The following is a 19160-nucleotide window of genomic DNA, read 5'->3' as shown; positions in this document are numbered from 1 at the left end:
AACGTCATAATGAATTTCATTATGTGTTCACTCGTGAGGCTTGATATTTTTTACGTCCGGAGACGTTGATATCAATCCTGCGAGTGCCCACACAGATTGTCTGATAAATTGTTAAAGAGCGTTGCGAACAGTGCCGAGGCTTCCTGTCGCGAGGTGGCGTATAATACGCTTTCCTCCTTCGGAGTCAACTTCTTTTTGAGAAGTTTTTCCGGCGATTCAGAACTTCCTGAACCTCTTAACACGCTGGCCTGTAAGCCGTTGTTCCGTGTCAGTGGAGGCGCAGTATAGGGATTTTCTGGAGAGTGGCAAGGGCAAATCGCAAAAAACTTTTCAAGCGCTCACTTTCCAGGCAAAAGACCCTTTAAGGCCCGTTTTTTGCCTCTTTAATAAACAAAAATGGGCCAGAGGCCCATTTTTGTCACTTACCGTTATTACTGATGTGCGACGATGATATCGTTTTCCACATCCATTTGGATGGTTTTGCCCGGCACTAACTCTCCGGACAATATCTGCTGCGCCAGCGGATTCTCTATCTGCTGCTGAATCGCACGTTTCAGCGGCCTTGCCCCGTAAACCGGGTCGTAACCATTCTCCGCCAGTTTCTGCAATGCTGCTTCTGAGATATGCAGTTCATAACCGCGCTCTTCGAGGCGCTGATAAAGACGCGTCAGCTGAATGCGTGCAATAGAGGCAATATGCTGCTCGCCCAGCGGGTGGAACACCACCAGCTCATCAATACGGTTGATGAACTCAGGGCGGAAGCTTTGGCTGACAACGGCCATCACCATCTCTTTCATCGCATCGTAACTCAGCGCGCCGAAACGCTCCTGAATCAGGTCGGAACCGAGGTTCGAAGTCATGATTACCACGGTGTTACGGAAATCGACCGTTCTACCCTGGCCATCCGTCAGGCGACCGTCATCCAGTACCTGCAGCAGAATGTTAAACACATCCGGATGCGCCTTCTCGACTTCATCCAGCAGGATCACCGAATAAGGACGACGACGAACCGCTTCTGTCAGGTAGCCACCCTCTTCATATCCGACATAGCCGGGAGGAGCACCAACCAGACGCGAGACAGAGTGTTTTTCCATAAACTCGGACATATCAATGCGCACCATGGCATCGTCACTGTCGAACATAAAATTCGCCAGCGCTTTGCAGAGCTCAGTTTTACCCACCCCGGTTGGACCGAGGAACAGGAATGAACCGATCGGGCGGTTAGGATCGGCCAGGCCTGCACGGCTGCGGCGAATCGCATTTGAAACCGCTTCAACCGCTTCATTCTGACCAATCACCCGCGTATGCAGCTGCTGTTCCATACGCAGCAGCTTGTCGCGCTCACCTTCCATCATGCGGTCCACTGGGATGCCGGTCCAGCGCGCCAGTACGTCGGCAATTTCGACGTCGGTCACGCGGTTACGCAACAGGCGCATGGTTTTGCCTTCAGACTGAGTGGCGCTCTCCAGCTGTTTTTCCAACTCTGGAATTTTACCGTACTGCAGTTCTGACATCTGGGCCAGGTCGCCCTGACGGCGCGCCTGCTCCATCGCCAGCTTGGCATTTTCCAGCTCTGTCTTGATATGCTGAGTACCGGACAGAGAGGCTTTCTCCGCCTTCCACTCTTCTTCCAGCTCTGAATACTCGCGCTCTTTCTGGCTCAGCTCAGCTTCCAGCATATCCAGACGCTTGATGCTGGCATCGTCAGACTCTTTCTTCAGCGCCTGCTGCTCCAGCTTGAGCTGGATAATCCGGCGCTCCAAACGGTCCAGTGATTCCGGCTTTGAGTCAATCTGCATACGGATGCTTGAAGCAGCTTCATCGATCAGGTCGATGGCTTTGTCCGGCAGCTGGCGGTCAGCAATATAGCGGTGCGACAGGGTTGCGGCCGCCACAATTGCCGGGTCGGTGATCTGCACATGGTGATGCAGCTCATAGCGCTCTTTCAGCCCGCGCAGAATAGCGATGGTGTCTTCCACGCTCGGCTCGGCAACAAACACTTTCTGGAAACGACGCTCCAGCGCGGCATCCTTCTCTATATACTGACGATACTCATCCAGCGTAGTGGCGCCCACGCAGTGCAGCTCACCGCGCGCCAAGGCCGGTTTCAGCATATTACCGGCATCCATTGCGCCGTCGGCTTTACCGGCGCCGACCATGGTATGCAGCTCGTCAATAAACAGAATGACGTTCCCTTCCTGTTTCGCCAGGTCGCTCAATACTGCTTTCAGGCGCTCTTCGAACTCACCGCGGTACTTGGCCCCGGCAATCAATGCACCCATGTCCAGCGACAGAACGCGGCGGCCTTTCAGCCCTTCCGGCACTTCGCCATTGATAATGCGCTGCGCCAGCCCTTCCACGATCGCGGTTTTACCCACGCCTGGCTCACCGATCAGCACCGGGTTATTTTTGGTACGGCGCTGCAGAACCTGAATCGTACGGCGGATCTCCTCGTCACGGCCGATGACAGGGTCGAGTTTGCCCAGCTCAGCACGCTCGGTCAGATCGATGGTGTATTTCTTTAATGCCTGGCGCTGATCTTCAGCTCCCTGGTCGTTCACGCTATCGCCTCCACGCATCTGGTCTATGGCTTTGGTTAGCTTGTCGCTGGTTGCTCCGGCAGATTTCAATAAATCAGCCAGCGAACCACGCGAATCGAGCGCCGCCAGAACGAATAATTCTGATGAGATAAAGTTGTCGCCGCGCTTCTGCGCCAGCTTGTCGCACAGATTAAGTACCCGCACCAGGTCAGCAGACGGCTGAACATCACCCTCGGTACCTTCCACCTGCGGCAGGCGGCTGAGTGCTTGTTCAATCGCGTTACGCAGGGACGAAACGTCCACGCTGGCTGAAGTCAGTAAAGGGCGAACGGACCCACCTTCCTGAGTGAGCAGTGCGCTCATCAGATGCAGAGGTTCAATGAATTGGTTGTCGTGGCCAAGAGCCAGTGACTGGGCGTCGGCGAGTGCCAGTTGGAATTTGTTAGTAAGACGATCCAGACGCATAATTTCCCCCTATCAGGTCAAGTTGCTACTGGAGATTAAATGAGGTCATCCCTCAAATTTTTCAAGGTTAATGACCTGACATTTTGGAGAAAAAAACATCAATCCGGACCGTCTTATCGCGCTAGGTTATATCAGCCAGATCAAACTTGCCATACGGCCGGTGACGCCATCGCGTCGGAAGGAGAAAAATTGCTCAGCCTGAGTATGGGTACATTGGCCGCCACCCCAGACCTGGCGCACTCCGCAGGCCTGTAGCCGCTGTTTTGCCAGCAGCCATAAATCCGCATAAAACTTTTCGCCTGCCGGGCGGAAAGCTGCTGAATCGCCTGGATTTTGCGCAATGAACGCCTCGCGCACCTCCGGGCCAACCTCAAATGCATTGGGGCCAATCGCCGGACCAAGCCAGACAGAAATCTCAGCAGGGGAAGCCGAAAAAGCGTTTAAGGTCTCCTCCAGAACGCCATTACACAGACCGCGCCAGCCAGCATGAGCAGCCGCCACTTCCTGACCATCCTGCGAACAGAACAGCACCGGAAGACAGTCAGCCGTCATCACCGCGCACACGACGCCCGGCGTACGGGTGTAGGCCGCATCCGCACGCAGTGAAGCGGGAGTCTGCCAGCTGAGCGGCAAAACGTCCGTACCGTGAACCTGTTCCAGCCATCGCGGCATCGAAGGCAGATCGCCCAGCTCAAGCAGCCGCTGGCGATTCACCCGCACGTGCTCAGGGTCATCACCGACGTGATCGCCAAGATTAAGGCTGTTCCACGGCGCCTGACTGACGCCACCTTTGCGCGTACTGCTGCACGCGCGAACGTTAACGGGAACCGACCAGTTCGGTACAATCAGGCTCATTACCAGTCCATCTGCTCTTTGAACTCTTCGGTATCGGCCTTCAGGGCATTGATCAGGTCGACCATATCCTGCGGCAGCGGCGCATGCCATTCCATCTCAATCCCGGTGATCGGATGGTAAAGGCGCAGCATGGTGGCGTGCAGTGCCTGGCGGTCAAAGCCTCGCAGCGTACCGATAAAGGCTTCAGATGCACCTTTAGGCGGACGCGGGCGGCCACCGTATAACGGATCGCCCACCAGCGGATGATTAATATGTGACATATGCACACGGATCTGGTGCGTACGTCCGGTTTCCAGGCGCAGGCGCAGACGCGTGTGCGCGCGGAAATGCTCCATAATACGATAGTGCGTAGTAGCCGGTTTACCCATCGGATGAACGGCCATATGGGTACGCTTGGTCGAATGACGGCTGATCGGCTCGTTAACCGTTCCGCCCGCCGTCATGCGACCAATTGCCACGGCTTCATATTCACGGGTGAATTCACGCAGCTGCAGAGACTCCACCAGGTGAGTCTGGGCAGGAACCGTTTTCGCCACGACCATCAGACCGGTAGTGTCTTTATCAAGGCGGTGAACGATGCCCGCGCGCGGCACATCGGCAATCGCCGGGAAATGATGCAGCAAAGCATTTAGCACCGTGCCATCCGGATTACCGGCGCCAGGGTGCACCACCAGATCGCGTGGCTTGTTGATCACCAGAATATCGTCATCTTCATAGACGATATTGAGTGGGATGTCCTGCGCCTCCCAGCGAGCTTCCTCTTCGATCTCTGCATCGATGACAATTTGCTCACCGCCGAGCACTTTTTCCTTGGGTTTGTCGATAATTGCACCGTTTACGGTGACGCGACGGTCCAGAATCCACTCTTTTATGCGAGAACGTGAATAATCAGGGAACAATTCGGCCAAAGCCTGATCTAACCGTTGTCCGAGTTGCGATTCGGATACCGTTGCGTTGAGTTTTACTTGTTGTGCCATAAATAAACAGCTTCTTCGTTAACGTTGGGTTTTCACGGCGATGCCGTTTAATATAATGTGCTATCGTACCTGGTCACTACCGGAGGCTTAACGGACAGCTTCCTGAATAACACTCTGAGGATAAGCAAATCGTCATGACGCGTATGAAATATCTGGTGGCTGCAGCCACGTTGAGCCTGGCATTAGCTGGATGTTCCGGCTCCAAGGATGTGGTGCCAGACAGCCCACCTTCCGAGATTTATGCCACTGCCCAGCAAAAACTGCAGGACGGTAACTTTAAAGGAGCAATAACGCAACTGGAAGCGCTCGATAACCGCTATCCATTCGGCCCTTACTCCCAGCAAGTTCAGCTAGACCTGATCTACGCTTACTATAAAAATGCCGATTTGCCGCTGGCGCAGGCCGCTATCGACCGCTTTATGCGCCTGAACCCGACCCATCCGAACATTGATTACGTGATCTATATGCGTGGCCTGACGGACATGGCGCTGGATGACAGCGCATTGCAGGGCTTTTTTGGTATCGACCGCTCAGACCGCGATCCAACCCATGCGCGTGATGCATTCAAAGACTTCTCGCAGCTGCTGCGTGGCTATCCAAACAGCCAGTATGCGACGGATGCACGCAAGCGCCTGGTGTTCCTGAAAGATCGCCTGGCGAAATATGAGCTATCCGTGGCGGAATTCTACACTAAACGCGAGGCATATGTCGCTGTGGTTAACCGTGTAGAGCAAATGCTGAAAGATTACCCGGATACTCAGGCAACCCGAACAGCTCTGCCACTGATGGAAAATGCTTACCGTCAGCTGCAGTTGAACGCGGAAGCCGAGCGTGTAGCAAAAATCATTGCCGTTAATCAGGCCTGACTCTGACGCAATAAAAAAGGCAGCCTGCGGGCTGCCTTTTTTTTGACTAAAAACCCAGCTGAACGCCAAATTTCCTGTCCGGTTAACCCATCAACCATGCCAGTTAACATGCCCGCGTACAACCCCTGAAACGCCATTTACCTGCCCTGCTCGCAATTTTTGTGCACTTGACAAAAAGTGACAAAAAAACGTGATCTTTATCACACATTTATCGATTTTACGCGCTATGCTGGACCTACCAAGACGGAAATGACAGAGAGGTAAGCACTATGGTTCTGAACATTACCAGTAAACAAATGGAAATTACTCCGGCAATTCGCCAGCATGTCGAAGACCGTCTAGCCAAGCTCGAAAAGTGGCAAACCCACCTGATAAACCCGCACATTGTTCTTTCGAAGGAGCCGAAGGAGTTTGTTGCCGATGCGAACATTAACACGCCCAACGGTCCGCTGATTGCCAGTGCCAAACATGAAGATATGTATACCGCAATCAATGACCTGATCAACAAACTGGAGCGTCAGCTGAACAAGGTTCAGCATAAAGGCGAAGCGCGCCGCGCTAACGCCAGCGTGAAAGACCTCAGCGTGGTTGAGGCTGACGAAGAATAAATTCGTTAAAACGAGGATAACGCGCCTGCGGGCGCGTTTTTTATTGACAGAAGGAAATTGCAGCGGTTACTTTAACCTTTCAAGACACAGTGGATACCCCAATGAAATCAGCTCCGTTTTTCTTCGCATTCTTTTTTACCTTCCCCTGACTGGGAGGCAATTCGTCGTGTGAGAATGAATGCGAAGACGAACAATAAAGCCTCCCAACCGGGAGGCTTTTTTTTTTAGCGAAATCTGGACAGGTAGCACATATGAACTCCGAAAACCCTTTGCTTGCTCTGCGCGGTAAGATCAGCGCACTGGACGAACAACTGTTGTCGCTGCTGGCACAGCGCCGCGCGCTGGCGGTAGAAGTTGCCGAGGCCAAAATGGCCACGCACCGCCCGATCCGTGACATCGACCGCGAGCGCGATCTGCTCGAACATCTGATCACCCTGGGTAAAGGCCACAAGCTGGATGCTCATTACATCACGCGCCTGTTCCAGCAAATTATTGAAGACTCCGTTTTGACACAGCAGGCGCTGCTGCAAAAACAGCTGAACAATACTAACCCGCATTCGGCACGCATCGCCTTCCTTGGGCCAAAAGGTTCATATTCTCACCTGGCATCACGCCACTATGCCGCCCGCCATTTCGACAGCTTTATTGAGAGCGGCTGCCTGAAGTTCCACGATATCTTTAATCAGGTCGAAACCGGCCAGGCAGATTACGCGGTGCTGCCGGTGGAGAATACCACCTCGGGTTCCATTACCGATGTGTATGACCTGCTGCAGCAGACCAGCCTGTCTATCGTGGGTGAAATTACTATCCCTATCGACCACTGCGTGCTGGTATCCGGCAATACCACGCTGCAGGAAATCGAAACGGTTTACAGTCATCCACAGCCTTTCCAGCAGTGCAGCCAGTTTGTTAACCGCTATCCGCACTGGAAAATTGAGTACACCGAAAGCACCGCAGCCGCGATGGAAAAAGTGGCCGCGATGAACTCACCCAAAGTCGCCGCTCTGGGCAGTGAAGCCGGTGGCGAGCTTTACAGCCTTCAGGTGCTGGAGCGTAATCTGGCCAACCAGCGTCAAAACATCACCCGGTTTATTGTGCTGGCGCGCAAGCCGATTGAAGTGTCGCTCCAGGTTCCAGCCAAAACCACGCTGATTATGGCCACTGGCCAGCAGGCGGGTGCGCTGGTTGAAGCCCTGCTGGTATTGCGCAAGCACAATCTGACCATGAGCAAGCTGGAGTCGCGCCCAATTAACGGCAACCCGTGGCAGGAGATGTTTTACATCGACTTCCAGGGCAACCTGCGCAATGACGACGTGCAGGAAGCGCTGCGCGAGTTGGCCCCAATCACCCGCTCGCTGAAAGTGCTTGGCTGCTATCCGGGCGAGAACGTAGTCGCCGTCGACCCGCAGTAAACCGCCAGCCGCCAGCCCGATGCCGGCTGGCGGCTTTTCCCTAATCCCAGAGAATCGATTTCCCTGCCGCGCCGATCGCTATATCATTAGGTATACAACGATCAACAGGCGTTTATTATGATCCCGCTGTCACGGCTTTTTTATGTCGCTTTTCTCACCATCCTGCTCCCCTTTTCCGCACTGGCGGCGCGCCAGGTCACTGACCAGCTCGGGCGCAAGGTAACCATTCCCGATCGCGTTGACCGCGTGGTTGTCCTGCAACACCAAACGCTCAACCTGCTGGTACAGCTTGATGCCACCAGCAAAATGGTCGGGATCCTCGGCAACTGGAAACAGCAGCTGGGGGACGGCTATGCCCGGCTGGTCCCGCAGCTGAATCGCATTCCCGCTCTGGGCGATCTGACCCATGTTGACCTGGAAAAACTGGTCGCGCTGGATCCGCAGGTGGTGTTTGTCACCAACTACGCGCCGCAGGAGATGATTGACCAGATCCAGGATCTCGGTATTGCCGTGGTCGCCATCTCGCTACGCAGCGACACCCGGCAGGCAGCTCAGCTCAATCCACAGTTGCATAATGAGGAGCAGGCCTACAACGACGGGCTTAAACAGGGTATTCGCCTGATTGGCGACGTGGTTAACCGCCAGCCTCAGGCAGAGAAGCTTATTGCGGCGACTTTCAGTCAGCGCCAGCAGGTAGCCGAACGGCTGCAAACCGTGCCGCAGGCGCAGCGTATCCGCGTTTATATGGCGAATCCTGCCCTGACGACCTACGGTTCCGGTAAATATACCGGGCTGATGATGGCGCATGCCGGGGCGCTGAACGTCGCGGCCGCTACGGTTAAGGGCTATAAGCAGGTATCAATGGAGCAGATTCTGGCATGGAACCCACAGGTGATATTCGTGCAGGATCGCTACCCACAGGTCATTAATGAAATCAATCAGCAGCCGGTCTGGCAGACGGTTGATGCGGTAAAAAATCATCGCGTGTATCTGATGCCGGAATACGCAAAGGCCTGGGGTTACCCGATGCCGGAAGCAATGGCGCTGGGCGAGCTGTGGATGGCGAAGAAACTTTATCCGCAAAAGTTTGACGATATTAATATGCAGCAGCAGGCTGACAGCTGGTATCAACGCTTCTACCGCACGCACTATCATGGAAGTAACTAAAAATAAAATGGGGAACGTTTCTGGTTCCCCTCTACGGCAGAGCAGCGCTTAAACTCGCGGGACGACCGGAAAAAGGGTCGTCCCCTGGGGTTGGGCTACGCTCTGCTGTCGTTAGCCTGACGCAGCAGCGTGCGGCTTTCCGCCTGGAAGCGTTTAGCGTAGTCGCCAAACCAGTGTTCCACGCGGCGGAAGCTGTCAATAAATGCCTGCTTATCGCCATGCTCCAGCAGCTTAATCGCCTCGCCAAAGCGCTGATAATATCGCTTAATCAGCGCAAGGTTGCTTTCCGACGACATAATGATGTCAGCATAAAGCTGCGGGTCCTGCGCAAACAGCCGCCCGACCATCGCCAGCTCCAGACGGTAAATCGGTGACGAGAGCGCCAGTAACTGCTCCAGCTGCACGTTCTCTTCGGCCAGGTGCAGACCATAGGCAAAGGTCGCAAAGTGGCGCAGCGCCTGAATAAACGCCATATTTTGATCGTGCTCCACCGCGCTGATGCGGTGCAGGCGTGCGCCCCAAACCTGAATCTGTTCGAGGAACCACTGGTAGGCTTCCGGCTGGCGGCCATCGCACCAGACCACAACCTGCTTAGCCAGGCTGCCGCTGTCCGGCCCAAACATCGGGTGCAAGCCCAATACCGGGCCAGAGTGTGCTGCCAGCATCGCCTGCAGCGGTTTATTCTTCACCGAAGCGAGATCAACCAGAATGCAGTCCGGCGCCAGCGGCGGCAGTTCGCCAATCACCTGCTCGGTGAGGTGGATAGGCACGCTGATAATCACCATCCCGGCATTCGCCAGCATCGCCTCAGCATTGTCCCAGTCCCCTTTGTCGAGGATCTGCACCTGGTAACCGGAGAGCGTGAGCATCTTTTCAAACAGCCGCCCCATCTGCCCTTTACCGCCGACGATCACCACCGGACGCAGCTCAGGACACAGGGTTTTAAAGCCCTTATCATTTTCACTGGTGTAGGATTCACGCATCACGCGGCGCAGCACATCTTCGATCAGGTCCGGCGGCACGCCAAGCTTTTCAGCCTCGGCGCGGCGCGAGGCCAGCATCGTGGCCTCACGTTCCGGGACATAAATCGGTAATCCGTAGCGGCTCTTCACCTCGCCCACTTCCGCTACCAGCTCCAGCCGTTTTGCCAGCAGGTCCAGCAGCGCTTTATCCACTTCGTCGATTTGATCGCGTAGCGCGGTCAGTTCAGCCACCATAACTCGTTAATCCTCTTGCGACAGACGCGCCGCCAGCACTCCGTTCAGATCCTGATGAATTTCACGCAGCAGGCTTTCGGTGGTTTCCCAGTTGATGCAGGCATCGGTGACGGAAACCCCGTAGCGCATATCACTGCGCGGCTGCTCGGAAGACTGATTGCCTTCGTGAATGTTACTTTCCAGCATCAGGCCGATAATTGAGCGGTTGCCATCTTTGATCTGCGCAACCGCAGACTCGGCAACGCCCGACTGGCGACGGAAATCTTTATTAGAATTGCCATGACTGCAATCTATCATCAAGGCGGGGCGGAGTCCCGCCTGCTGCATCTCTTTTTCACACTGCGCCACGTCTTCCGGGCCGTAGTTAGGCTTTTTACCACCGCGCAGGATCACATGCCCGTCCGGGTTGCCCTGAGTCTGTAACAGGCACACCTGCCCTGCCTGATTGATACCGACAAAGCGGTGTGGCATGGCCGCAGCGCGCATGGCGTTAATCGCGGTACCCAGGCTGCCGTCGGTGCCGTTTTTGAAGCCAACCGGCATTGACAGGCCAGAAGCCATTTCGCGGTGCGTCTGGGATTCAGTGGTACGGGCGCCAATCGCAGACCAGCTGAACAGATCCCCCAGGTACTGTGGGCTGTTTGGATCCAGCGCTTCGGTTGCCAGCGGCAGGCCCATCTCCACCAGATTGAGCAGCAGCTGGCGCGCAATATGCAGGCCGGCTTCCATATCAAAGGTGTTATCCATATGGGGATCGTTGATCAGCCCTTTCCAGCCCACGGTGGTACGTGGCTTTTCAAAGTAGACGCGCATCACGATGTACAGCTGATCGCCAACCTGATCCGCCAGCACTTTCAGGTCACGCGCATAGGCGAGAGCCGCTTCGGTATCGTGAATGGAACACGGACCGCACACCACCAGCAGGCGATGATCTTTCCCGCTGATGATGTCAGAAATAGTCTGGCGTGAAGCGGCAATCTGCCCCTCCAGCACGCTATTCAGCGGGAACTGCTTTTTCAGTTCTTCCGGGGTGATCAGCACCTGTTCGTTGGCAATATGTACATTATTCAGCGCATCTTTTTGCATGATCGTCATCCTGGCAATTCGTTAATAGGGATCCTCAGCGAGGTTGAAATCAACTGTACCAGAATGCGTACATAACACAACAGCACTATGTACACAATTATTACCACCTTCGTTAAAACACAATAAAACCACCCATTTAAGACATATAAAACAATTGCTTGAATAATACAAATCATGAAAGCGGAATGTACATATAAGTTTACATTGCAGCATCAGCATTGAAAAATACCAATAATTTCCGTTACCTGCGCGACCCTCAGGATCTATACTCAGCCTCACTCAGGGAAAAGAACAGGAGCCGAGCGTGAATTTAGTCATTCGCCCCTTTGCAGAGCACGATGCTGCCGCCTTTGCGAGTGCGGTTAATCACTCTCTGGATACGCTGATCCCATGGATGGCGTGGGCACATGAGGATTATCGGGAGGAAGAGGCCCGTCAGTGGTTCCGCTATACCCATCTGCAACGTCAACAGGGCACTGCGGACGAGCTGGGCCTGTTTGCAGAAGATGGTCGCCTGCTGGGCGGCGCGGGGATACGCTATCCGGCTGGCGCGGAGAGCCCGGCGGCGCTCGGCTACTGGGTGCGCAGCAGCGAACAGCGTAAGGGAATTGCCCACAGCGCCGTAAGATGGCTGGTTGAACGGGCGTTCTCCCAGCCGGATATCGACGTCATAGAGATCCTTGCCGCTGAAACCAATCTTGCCAGCCGTGCTGTCGCGGTAAGTGCCGGCGCGGAATTAGTCGCTGTGCGTTACGGGCTAATCGTGCTGAACAGCGGCCCGGTCAATACCGCCATCTACCACCTTCGCCGCCCGCATTAGCGCGCTGAGCGATTGTCGCTGCTGCCCCTGCGCATCGATGTTCTGCGGGGACAGCCAGTCAGTCAGCACCTTGTCGATCGCTGGCCATTCGCCATCAATAATGGAAAACCAGTCGGAGTCACGCGTACGCCCTTTACGTGCCATCATCTGGCGGAAAGTGCCCTCCCAGGTGAACCCTAAGCGTAGCGCCGCGTTGCGTGATGGCAGATTCAGCGCATCACACTTCCACTCACAGCGGCGATAGCCGAGGTCAAAAGTGTGCTTAATCATCAGCCACAGGGCTTCAGTGCCAATCACCGTGCGCTTCATAAATGGCGACCAGGTGACACCCCCGATCTCCAGCGATCCATTAACCGGGTCGATGCGCATATAGGAAACCAGTCCTACCGGAATTTCGCGCTGCGTACAGAAGATGGTAAAGGTGACAAAGGTTTTCTCCGCGGCCCGCTGCTCGAGCCAGATATGAAAATCAGCCAGGGTTTCCGGGCGTTCTTCCGTTAAATAGGTCCAGTCGCGGCCATCGGGAGCCGAAGCATAAGCGGCATAAAGGCCAGCCGCATCCCGGGCGGCATCAAGCGGTTCCAGGCGGCAAAAGCGGCCGGTTAGCGCCTGTGGAGTGGGAATAGCAACGGGCTGCCAGTCCGGCAGTGCTGCGCCAATGGGCTGTCCAAACTGATTGATACGCTGTGTCACATCTCTCTCCTTGCGTGCGGTAGACACCCAGCATACGAATAACCTGCGGTGCTTGCCAGCGTGAAACCGTTGCAGTAGCATCCTTTTTTACCTGCACAGGAAACGACAATGACTTACCTTCGTTTAGCTCTGGTTGGCGACTACCGTCCCGATGCCGTTGCGCATCAGGCCATCCCCCTGGCCATTTCCCTGGCTGCGCAAGCCCTTAATCTCGACGTTACCCCACAATGGCTACCCACTGAAACCCTGACCGACCGCAGCATGTTGCAGGATTTTGATGCCATCTGGCTGGTGCCGGGCAGCCCGTATCACAGCGATGATGCCGCGTTTATGACGATTACTTATGCGCGAGAGAACAACGTGCCGTTTCTCGGTTCCTGCGCCGGATTTCAGTACGCTATTGTGGAATATGCGCGCAATGTGATGGGCTGGACCGATGCCGGCCATGCCGAAACGGCCAGCGGGGGGCGACTGGTTATTGCGCCGCTGAGCTGTTCGCTGGTCGAGAAAAACGGGGATATTTTGATTAAGCCCGACACGCTGCTGGCGCGGGCCTATGGCAAATCTGAGATAACAGAGGGCTATCACTGTAATTTTGGCGTGAACCCGGATTTTGTTGTCGAGCTGAGCGGCTACCCACTACGCCTCAGCGCGCACGATCGTGATGGCGATGTGCGCGCGATGGAGCTTCCGGGGCATAAGTTTTTCGCCGCCACGCTGTTCCAGTCCGAGCGCGCCGCGCTGCGCCATGAGCTGTCACCACTGCTGGTTGAGCTGCTGCGCGCAGCAAGCCAGTAATCAATTGAGGCGGGCACGGGTCCCGCCTCAGATTATCCGCCGACATTGAGCGGCGTGATCCCCCGCCGACTGCGCCGTTCAAAATAGAGAGAGATGGCTCCCCCGCTGACCACCAGCCCCGCGCCGATCATTGTTGCCGACTGCGGCAAGGTGTCCCAGAACAGATAGCCGATAAACACCGACCAGAGTAGCGTAGTGTAGTCAAAGGGTGCCAGCAGCGAGGCATCGGCATATTTCAGGCTCAGCGTCAGCAGGATCTGCGTTATCCCGCCTAATAATCCGCATCCCAGCAGCAACATCAGCTGCCTGCCGTTGGGTAGCGACCAGCCAAAACCCAGGGTCAACAGCGAGGTCAGCGTGGTGGTAATGGCAAACCAGAAGGCAATTGCGCCGGGTTTTTCAATCCCGTTGAGGTAGCGGATCTGAATTGAGGCACCGGCGATGCACACCGCCGCCAGCAGTGCCAGGATCATGCCCAGTGTAGACAGCCAGCTAAGCGTGCTGAATGCCCCTTCTCTTGCAAAGAATAGCTGCCCGGACATCATCACTATGATCCCGGCAAACCCGGCAATGACCGCGACCCAGCGGTGATACTTCACCTTCTCCCGCAGGAAGAGTGCCGCCATGACCACCGTGATGAGCGGCGCGGCATAATTAATCGCGGTGACCTCAGTCAGCGAGATATACAGCAGTGCCAGATAGCTGAAATACAACCCCCCTGTACCGGCCAGCCCGCGCAGGAAGTGCCCTTTAACATTGCGCGTACGGATACCGTCAAGGATATTGCCCTGACACCACAGCCAGATAAACAGCGGGATAAGCGCCACTGAAGAGCGAAAGAAGATCACCTCTCCAACCGGGATAGCCCCGTCTAATCCTTTCACGCAGGCCATCATTAGCGTAGAGGTCAGGGCGCCGCCGATTTTCATCGACACACCGGTTGAAGGACTGGGCGTAAAACGCATAGGGAATATCGTTCCTGCAAAGGATAGGGTTCTATCAAACATACGCGCTAATTTTTACATATCCGGTTAAATATCAGCAGGGAACGGTTTTTTATTTTTTTTCAGCAGGCGCGGCAGGCAGAAAATTTCGCGGGGGGATCGGGGGATTTTGCAGATAAAAAAAGGGCCAGCCCGCAGGCCAGCCCTTTGTTTGCTATTAACTATTAAGAGGCCGCTTTAGCGCCCAGACGTTCTTTGATACGTGCAGACTTACCAGTACGCTCGCGCAGGTAGTACAGTTTGGCTTTACGCACAGCACCACGACGTTTCACAGTGATCGAGTCGATTACTGGGGAGTGAGTCTGGAATACACGCTCAACACCTTCGCCGTTAGAAATTTTGCGAACAGTGAATGCAGAGTGCAGACCGCGGTTACGAATAGCGATAACCACGCCCTCGAATGCCTGCAGACGCTTTTTAGCACCTTCAACGACCCATACTTTCACTTCCACGGAATCACCCGGACGGAATGAAGGTACGTCCTGTTTCATCTGTTCTTGTTCGATCTGCTTAATAATGTTGCTCATAATTAAATCTCTTATCCTGGGTAAACTGATAGTTAAGGCGGATGGCGTTATGCCTTTCCAGCCGTATCATGTTTTGTTGCCTGGCGATGTTCCCGTTGGAACTCAGCCAGCAACTTTGCTTGCTCTTCAGTCAGAGCCAGGTTTTCCAGAAGTTCAGGTCTTCTAAGCCAGGTACGGCCCAGCGACTGTTTCAGGCGCCACCGGCGAATATCAGCATGGTTGCCCGACAGCAGAACTGGCGGTACTTCCATCCCTTCTAACACTTCAGGGCGGGTGTAGTGCGGGCAATCCAGCAACCCCTCCGAGAACGAATCCTCTTCGGCTGACGCCTGTTTCCCCAGAACTCCCGGAATAAACCGGGAAACCGAGTCAATCAGCGTCATCGCTGGCAGCTCGCCACCGCTGAGTACGTAATCCCCAATCGACCACTCTTCGTCAATCTCGGTTTTGATTACGCGCTCATCGATACCTTCATAACGACCACACACCAGAATTAACTTGTGGTTGGTCGCCAGCTCGCAAACCCCATCTTGATCGAGTTTACGCCCCTGAGGTGACAGATAAATCACCTTTGCGCCTTCTCCTGCCGCCGCTTTTGCTGCGTGGATGGCATCCCGTAAGGGTTGAACCATCATTAGCATTCCCGGTCCGCCGCCGTAAGGACGTTCATCCACGGTACGGTGCCGGTCATGAGCGAAGTCACGAGGACTCCAGCTCTGAATGCTGAGCAGGCCATTTTTTACTGCCCGGCCAGTTACTCCGTAATCGGTAATTGCGCGAAACATTTCAGGAAACAGGCTGATTACGCCAATCCACATACTTTGCGCCGGAGTATTACCGTTTTGTTCGGAGCTCAAAAACCAGGATCCCAATCTACTTTGATGGTGCGAGTAGTGAGATCGACATTCTTGATAACCTGTTCATCGAGGAACGGAATTAACCGCTCCTGCGCACCAAATGCATCCTTCAGGTTAGCCTTGACGACGAGAACGTCGTTTGAACCGGTTTCCATCATATCGATGACTTTACCCAGCTCGTATCCTTCAGTGGTGACTACCTGGCAGCCCATCAGGTCTTTCCAGTAATAGTCGCCGCTTTCCAGTTCCGGCAGTTGCTCTGAATCCACGACAATTTCGCAATTGGTCAGCAGACCCGCAGCATCACGATCGTCAATGCCTTTGACTTTGATGATCATGTCCTGATTGTGGCGCTTCCAGCCTTCCAGCTCGACAAGCTGCCATTGACCCGCACGTTGGATAAACCACGGCTGATAGTCAAAAATGCTTTCAGCGTCTTCGGTGGAGGAAAACACTTTGAGCCAACCACGAATACCGTAGGCCGAGCCCATCTTCCCCAGAATTAACGGGTTAGCGGGAGGCTGGGCGGTGAGTTGCTTGCTCATGTTGACCACCGTGACAGATTAAGCTGCTTTCTTAGCTTGTTTGATCAGCGCGTTAACGCGATCAGACAGAGTAGCGCCCTGGCCAACCCAGTGCTCAATGCGGTCCAGATCCAGACGCAGTGGCTCAGCCTGACCTGAAGCGATCGGGTTGAAGAAGCCAACGCGCTCGATGAAGCGACCGTTGCGAGCATTACGGCTGTCGGTTACGACTACCTGATAAAACGGACGCTTTTTAGCGCCGTGACGTGCCAAACGAATTGTTACCATAACATCCTCTTTAGTTAATAAAACAACCGGGCCCCATTGAGGGAACGGGGCCCGGGTGCAATATAAAAAGCCCGAAAATTTTACTCATTTTGGCGCAAAAAGCAATCTAATTCGCCTGAGCCATTTTCCAGCTTGCTTAACGGCCTGGGAAACCTGGCGGCATCATACCTTTCATGCCGCGCATCATTTTCGCCATGCCACCTTTCTTCATCTTCTTCATCATGCGTTGCATATCGTCAAACTGCTTTAATAAGCGGTTAACGTCCTGCACCTGCATGCCTGAACCTGTCGCGATACGGCGCTTGCGTGAGCCTTTGATAATCTCCGGCTTTTCACGCTCTTTGCGCGTCATGGAGTTGATCATCGCTTCCATACGCACCAGCACTTTATCGTCCATCTGCGATTTAACGTTGTCCGGCAGCTGTCCCATGCCCGGCAGTTTGCCCATCAGGCTGGCCATGCCGCCCATGTTACGCATCTGCTTCAGCTGGTCGAGGAAGTCGTTGAGGTCGAAACCGTCGCCCTTCTTCAGCTTGCTGGCCAGTTTCTCGGCCTGGGCGCGGTCTACCTTACTTTCGATATCTTCGATCAGCGACAGCATGTCGCCCATGCCGAGGATACGTGAGGCGATGCGCTCCGGGTAGAACGGCTCAAGGGCTTCGGTTTTCTCACCGACACCCATAAATTTAATAGGTTTACCGGTGATGTGACGAATCGACAGTGCAGCACCGCCGCGGGCATCACCGTCGACTTTAGTCAGAACCACGCCGGTCAGCGGCAGCGCTTCGTTAAACGCCTTCGCGGTGTTCGCAGCATCCTGACCGGTCATGGCATCGACCACAAACAGCGTTTCTACCGGATTAATCGCGGCATGAACCTGCTTGATTTCGTCCATCATCGCTTCATCGACGTGCAAGCGACCGGCGGTATCCACCAGCAGCACGTCGTAGAATTTCAGCCTGGCCTGCTGGAGTGCATTTTTAACGATGTCGACCGGCTTCTGGCTCAGGTCTGACGGACAGAAGTCGACGCCAACCTGCTCGGCCAGGGTTTCCAGCTGTTTAATCGCCGCCGGGCGATAAACGTCGGCAGAGACAACCAGCACTTTCTTCTTGTGCTTTTCACGCAGGAATTTACCGAGCTTACCGACGCTGGTGGTTTTACCCGCACCCTGCAGGCCCGCCATCAGCACCACGGCCGGTGGCTGCGCCGCCAGGTTCAGAGTGTTGTTCTCCTCGCCCATGGCAGCAACCAGTTCGTTTTTAACGATCTTTACGAACTCCTGACCCGGCGTCAGGCTTTTGTTCACTTCGTGACCGACGGCGCGCTCTTTGACGCGTCCGATAAAGTCACGGACTACCGGCAGCGCAACGTCCGCTTCCAGCAACGCCATGCGCACTTCGCGCAGCGTGTCCTTGATATTGTCTTCTGTCAGCCGCCCGCGGCCACTGATATTGCGCAGGCTTTTCGACAGTCTGTCGGTTAAATTATCAAACATCGTCTCTCGCTCAACGTAATGAGAGGCCGCCTCGGCGACACAATGGCGCGGATTATAACATAGTGACGCAGCGATCTCAGCCATATGAGTTGAGATCGTTTGGAGCCAGCCGTCGCTGGCGCTATACTGGTTTTTTTCTCAGTCTTGTCGGTAACTAACGAGATCTATGTCCGTATTTGCGATTCTGGCGCTACTCGCCTACTCATTCAGCCTTGCCCTGATCGTTCCCAGCCTGCTGCGTAAGAACAGCACATGGCGCCGTCTGGCGGTGCTGTCCGCCGTGGCAGCGCTGGTGTTTCACGCTGTGGCGCTTGAGCAGCGCATATTTGGGCCTGATGGCGGGCAGAACCTCAGCCTGCTGAACATCGGTTCGCTGGTGAGTCTGCTGATCTGCGCGATTATGACCATTGTCGCCTCACGTAATCGTGGCTGGATCCTGCTACCGATAGTCTACAGCTTCGCGTTGATTAACCTGGCTTTTGCGACTTTCGTTCCCAATGCCTTTATCACACACCTGGAAACCACCCCGGGAATGATGGTGCATATTGGCCTCGCCCTTTTCGCCTACGCCACCCTGATTATCGCCGCGCTGTACGCTCTGCAATTGGCGTGGATTGACTGGCTGCTGAAGAACAAGAAACTGGCTTTTAGCACGGACATTCCGCCGCTGATGACCATTGAGCGTAAGATGTTCCATATTACGCAGATTGGCGTGGTGCTGCTGACGCTGGTGCTCTGCACCGGTCTGTTCTACTTACCGGATCTGTTCAGTCGTGAGAACATTGATAAAGCCGTGCTGTCGATACTCGCCTGGTTTGTCTATATCGTACTGCTGTGGGGCCACTATCATGAAGGCTGGCGTGGGCGCCGCGTCGTCTGGTTCAACTGCGGCGGGGCATTTTTGCTCACTATGGCTTATTTTGGTAGCCGCATGCTGCAGCATTTATTAACTTCCTGA

20 protein-coding genes and 1 other annotated feature are annotated in these 19160 nt (G+C 54.8%); of the genes, 8 read left to right on the top strand and 12 right to left on the bottom strand.

What is annotated here, in order from left to right:
- Positions 1-431: 431 nt before the first annotated feature.
- From clpB to rluD, 3 genes are all read right to left on the bottom strand, one after another.
- Positions 432-3005, bottom strand: a complete 2574-nt coding sequence (gene clpB, locus ID864_RS23145; RefSeq protein WP_048917083.1) for an ATP-dependent chaperone ClpB — start codon at positions 3003-3005, stop codon at positions 432-434.
- A gap of 126 nt (positions 3006-3131) precedes the next feature.
- The gene (gene yfiH, locus ID864_RS23140) at positions 3132-3860 is read right to left on the bottom strand and encodes a purine nucleoside phosphorylase YfiH (RefSeq protein ID WP_191150431.1); all 729 of its coding nucleotides are present in this window, start codon (positions 3858-3860) and stop codon (positions 3132-3134) included.
- On the bottom strand, positions 3860-4837 hold the full coding sequence (gene rluD / locus ID864_RS23135) for a 23S rRNA pseudouridine(1911/1915/1917) synthase RluD (RefSeq protein ID WP_062818391.1): 978 nt from the start codon (positions 4835-4837) through the stop codon (positions 3860-3862). The genes yfiH and rluD overlap by 1 nt, the downstream gene beginning before the upstream one ends.
- Before the next feature lie 134 nt (positions 4838-4971).
- On the opposite strand from rluD, the gene bamD reads away from it, so the two are divergent.
- The 5 genes from bamD to ID864_RS23110 all read left to right on the top strand — a co-directional run bounded on the left by bamD (position 4972) and on the right by ID864_RS23110 (position 8890).
- Entirely contained in the window at positions 4972-5703 is a 732-nt protein-coding gene (gene bamD, locus ID864_RS23130) for an outer membrane protein assembly factor BamD (protein WP_062818392.1), read from the top strand.
- A 269-nt stretch (positions 5704-5972) separates the two neighbouring features.
- A complete protein-coding gene (gene raiA, locus ID864_RS23125; RefSeq protein WP_099753847.1) occupies positions 5973-6311 on the top strand; it encodes a ribosome-associated translation inhibitor RaiA in 339 nt (112 codons plus the stop codon).
- A 100-nt stretch (positions 6312-6411) separates the two neighbouring features.
- Positions 6412-6536 (top strand) — a sequence feature (Phe leader region).
- On the top strand, positions 6413-6460 hold the full coding sequence (gene pheL / locus ID864_RS23120) for a pheA operon leader peptide PheL (RefSeq protein ID WP_133625021.1): 48 nt from the start codon (positions 6413-6415) through the stop codon (positions 6458-6460). Its footprint overlaps the feature before it by 48 nt.
- A gap of 26 nt (positions 6537-6562) precedes the next feature.
- Positions 6563-7723, top strand: a complete 1161-nt coding sequence (gene pheA / locus ID864_RS23115; protein WP_099753848.1) for a bifunctional chorismate mutase/prephenate dehydratase — start codon at positions 6563-6565, stop codon at positions 7721-7723.
- Between the two features lie 117 nt (positions 7724-7840).
- Positions 7841-8890, top strand: a complete 1050-nt coding sequence (locus tag ID864_RS23110) for an ABC transporter substrate-binding protein (protein WP_191150430.1) — start codon at positions 7841-7843, stop codon at positions 8888-8890.
- 95 nt (positions 8891-8985) lie between these two features.
- Here ID864_RS23110 and tyrA read toward each other — a convergent pair whose 3' ends face one another.
- Together tyrA and ID864_RS23100 are read right to left on the bottom strand one after the other, a co-directional pair.
- Positions 8986-10107, bottom strand: a complete 1122-nt coding sequence (gene tyrA / locus ID864_RS23105; protein WP_099753850.1) for a bifunctional chorismate mutase/prephenate dehydrogenase — start codon at positions 10105-10107, stop codon at positions 8986-8988.
- Between the two features lie 6 nt (positions 10108-10113).
- The gene (locus ID864_RS23100) at positions 10114-11193 is read right to left on the bottom strand and encodes a 3-deoxy-7-phosphoheptulonate synthase (protein WP_191150429.1); all 1080 of its coding nucleotides are present in this window, start codon (positions 11191-11193) and stop codon (positions 10114-10116) included.
- A 304-nt stretch (positions 11194-11497) separates the two neighbouring features.
- On the opposite strand from ID864_RS23100, the gene ID864_RS23095 reads away from it, so the two are divergent.
- A complete protein-coding gene (locus tag ID864_RS23095) occupies positions 11498-12013 on the top strand; it encodes a GNAT family N-acetyltransferase (protein WP_187498649.1) in 516 nt (171 codons plus the stop codon).
- On the opposite strand, the gene ID864_RS23090 is transcribed toward ID864_RS23095, so the two are convergent.
- Complete coding sequence (locus ID864_RS23090) at positions 11951-12706, bottom strand: GNAT family N-acetyltransferase (RefSeq protein ID WP_099753852.1); 756 nt, start codon at positions 12704-12706, stop codon at positions 11951-11953. The genes ID864_RS23095 and ID864_RS23090 overlap by 63 nt on opposite strands.
- A 108-nt stretch (positions 12707-12814) precedes the next feature.
- Here ID864_RS23090 and ID864_RS23085 point away from each other — a divergent pair, with 108 nt between their 5' ends.
- On the top strand, positions 12815-13504 hold the full coding sequence (locus tag ID864_RS23085) for a CTP synthase C-terminal region-related (seleno)protein (RefSeq protein ID WP_048917094.1): 690 nt from the start codon (positions 12815-12817) through the stop codon (positions 13502-13504).
- Positions 13505-13536: 32 nt separating this feature from the next.
- On the opposite strand, the gene ID864_RS23080 is transcribed toward ID864_RS23085, so the two are convergent.
- The 6 genes from ID864_RS23080 to ffh form a co-directional block, all read right to left on the bottom strand.
- On the bottom strand, positions 13537-14469 hold the full coding sequence (locus ID864_RS23080; protein ID WP_048917095.1) for a DMT family transporter: 933 nt from the start codon (positions 14467-14469) through the stop codon (positions 13537-13539).
- 203 nt (positions 14470-14672) lie between these two features.
- A complete protein-coding gene (gene rplS / locus ID864_RS23075) occupies positions 14673-15035 on the bottom strand; it encodes a 50S ribosomal protein L19 (RefSeq protein ID WP_048917096.1) in 363 nt (120 codons plus the stop codon).
- A 47-nt stretch (positions 15036-15082) separates the two neighbouring features.
- Positions 15083-15853 (bottom strand): tRNA (guanosine(37)-N1)-methyltransferase TrmD, encoded by a 771-nt coding sequence (gene trmD, locus ID864_RS23070; protein ID WP_133622901.1) that lies wholly within the window; start codon positions 15851-15853, stop codon positions 15083-15085.
- A 35-nt stretch (positions 15854-15888) separates the two neighbouring features.
- A complete protein-coding gene (gene rimM / locus ID864_RS23065; RefSeq protein WP_048917098.1) occupies positions 15889-16437 on the bottom strand; it encodes a ribosome maturation factor RimM in 549 nt (182 codons plus the stop codon).
- Positions 16438-16455: 18 nt separating this feature from the next.
- Positions 16456-16704: a 30S ribosomal protein S16 gene (gene rpsP, locus ID864_RS23060; protein ID WP_004155935.1), complete on the bottom strand. Its 249-nt coding sequence runs from the start codon at positions 16702-16704 to the stop codon at positions 16456-16458.
- Positions 16705-16840: 136 nt separating this feature from the next.
- Positions 16841-18202, bottom strand: a complete 1362-nt coding sequence (ffh, locus tag ID864_RS23055; protein WP_048917099.1) for a signal recognition particle protein — start codon at positions 18200-18202, stop codon at positions 16841-16843.
- Positions 18203-18368: 166 nt separating this feature from the next.
- On the opposite strand from ffh, the gene ID864_RS23050 reads away from it, so the two are divergent.
- Positions 18369-19160, top strand: a complete 792-nt coding sequence (locus ID864_RS23050) for a cytochrome C assembly family protein (protein WP_048917100.1) — start codon at positions 18369-18371, stop codon at positions 19158-19160.

This window comes from Erwinia aphidicola, assembly GCF_014773485.1.
Classification (GTDB): domain Bacteria; phylum Pseudomonadota; class Gammaproteobacteria; order Enterobacterales; family Enterobacteriaceae; genus Erwinia; species Erwinia aphidicola.
The sequence above is the reverse complement of the archived record's forward strand: the minus strand, read 5'-3'. Positions and strand labels throughout refer to the sequence as shown.

Bases quoted from the DNA above. Each gene is read 5' to 3' on its own strand.
- ID864_RS23085 (WP_048917094.1), top strand. From the start codon at position 12,815: ATGACTTACCTTCGTTTAGCTCTGGTTGGCGACTACCGTCCCGATGCC.
- yfiH (WP_191150431.1), bottom strand. From the start codon at position 3,860: ATGAGCCTGATTGTACCGAACTGGTCGGTTCCCGTTAACGTTCGCGCG.
- trmD (WP_133622901.1), bottom strand. From the start codon at position 15,853: ATGTGGATTGGCGTAATCAGCCTGTTTCCTGAAATGTTTCGCGCAATT.
- ID864_RS23050 (WP_048917100.1), top strand. From the start codon at position 18,369: ATGTCCGTATTTGCGATTCTGGCGCTACTCGCCTACTCATTCAGCCTT.
- ID864_RS23110 (WP_191150430.1), top strand. From the start codon at position 7,841: ATGATCCCGCTGTCACGGCTTTTTTATGTCGCTTTTCTCACCATCCTG.
- ID864_RS23100 (WP_191150429.1), bottom strand. From the start codon at position 11,193: ATGCAAAAAGATGCGCTGAATAATGTACATATTGCCAACGAACAGGTG.
- rimM (WP_048917098.1), bottom strand. From the start codon at position 16,437: ATGAGCAAGCAACTCACCGCCCAGCCTCCCGCTAACCCGTTAATTCTG.
- ffh (WP_048917099.1), bottom strand. From the start codon at position 18,202: ATGTTTGATAATTTAACCGACAGACTGTCGAAAAGCCTGCGCAATATC.
- bamD (WP_062818392.1), top strand. From the start codon at position 4,972: ATGACGCGTATGAAATATCTGGTGGCTGCAGCCACGTTGAGCCTGGCA.
- rpsP (WP_004155935.1), bottom strand. From the start codon at position 16,704: ATGGTAACAATTCGTTTGGCACGTCACGGCGCTAAAAAGCGTCCGTTT.
- raiA (WP_099753847.1), top strand. From the start codon at position 5,973: ATGGTTCTGAACATTACCAGTAAACAAATGGAAATTACTCCGGCAATT.
- rluD (WP_062818391.1), bottom strand. From the start codon at position 4,837: ATGGCACAACAAGTAAAACTCAACGCAACGGTATCCGAATCGCAACTC.
- ID864_RS23080 (WP_048917095.1), bottom strand. From the start codon at position 14,469: ATGCGTTTTACGCCCAGTCCTTCAACCGGTGTGTCGATGAAAATCGGC.
- tyrA (WP_099753850.1), bottom strand. From the start codon at position 10,107: ATGGTGGCTGAACTGACCGCGCTACGCGATCAAATCGACGAAGTGGAT.
- pheA (WP_099753848.1), top strand. From the start codon at position 6,563: ATGAACTCCGAAAACCCTTTGCTTGCTCTGCGCGGTAAGATCAGCGCA.
- clpB (WP_048917083.1), bottom strand. From the start codon at position 3,005: ATGCGTCTGGATCGTCTTACTAACAAATTCCAACTGGCACTCGCCGAC.
- rplS (WP_048917096.1), bottom strand. From the start codon at position 15,035: ATGAGCAACATTATTAAGCAGATCGAACAAGAACAGATGAAACAGGAC.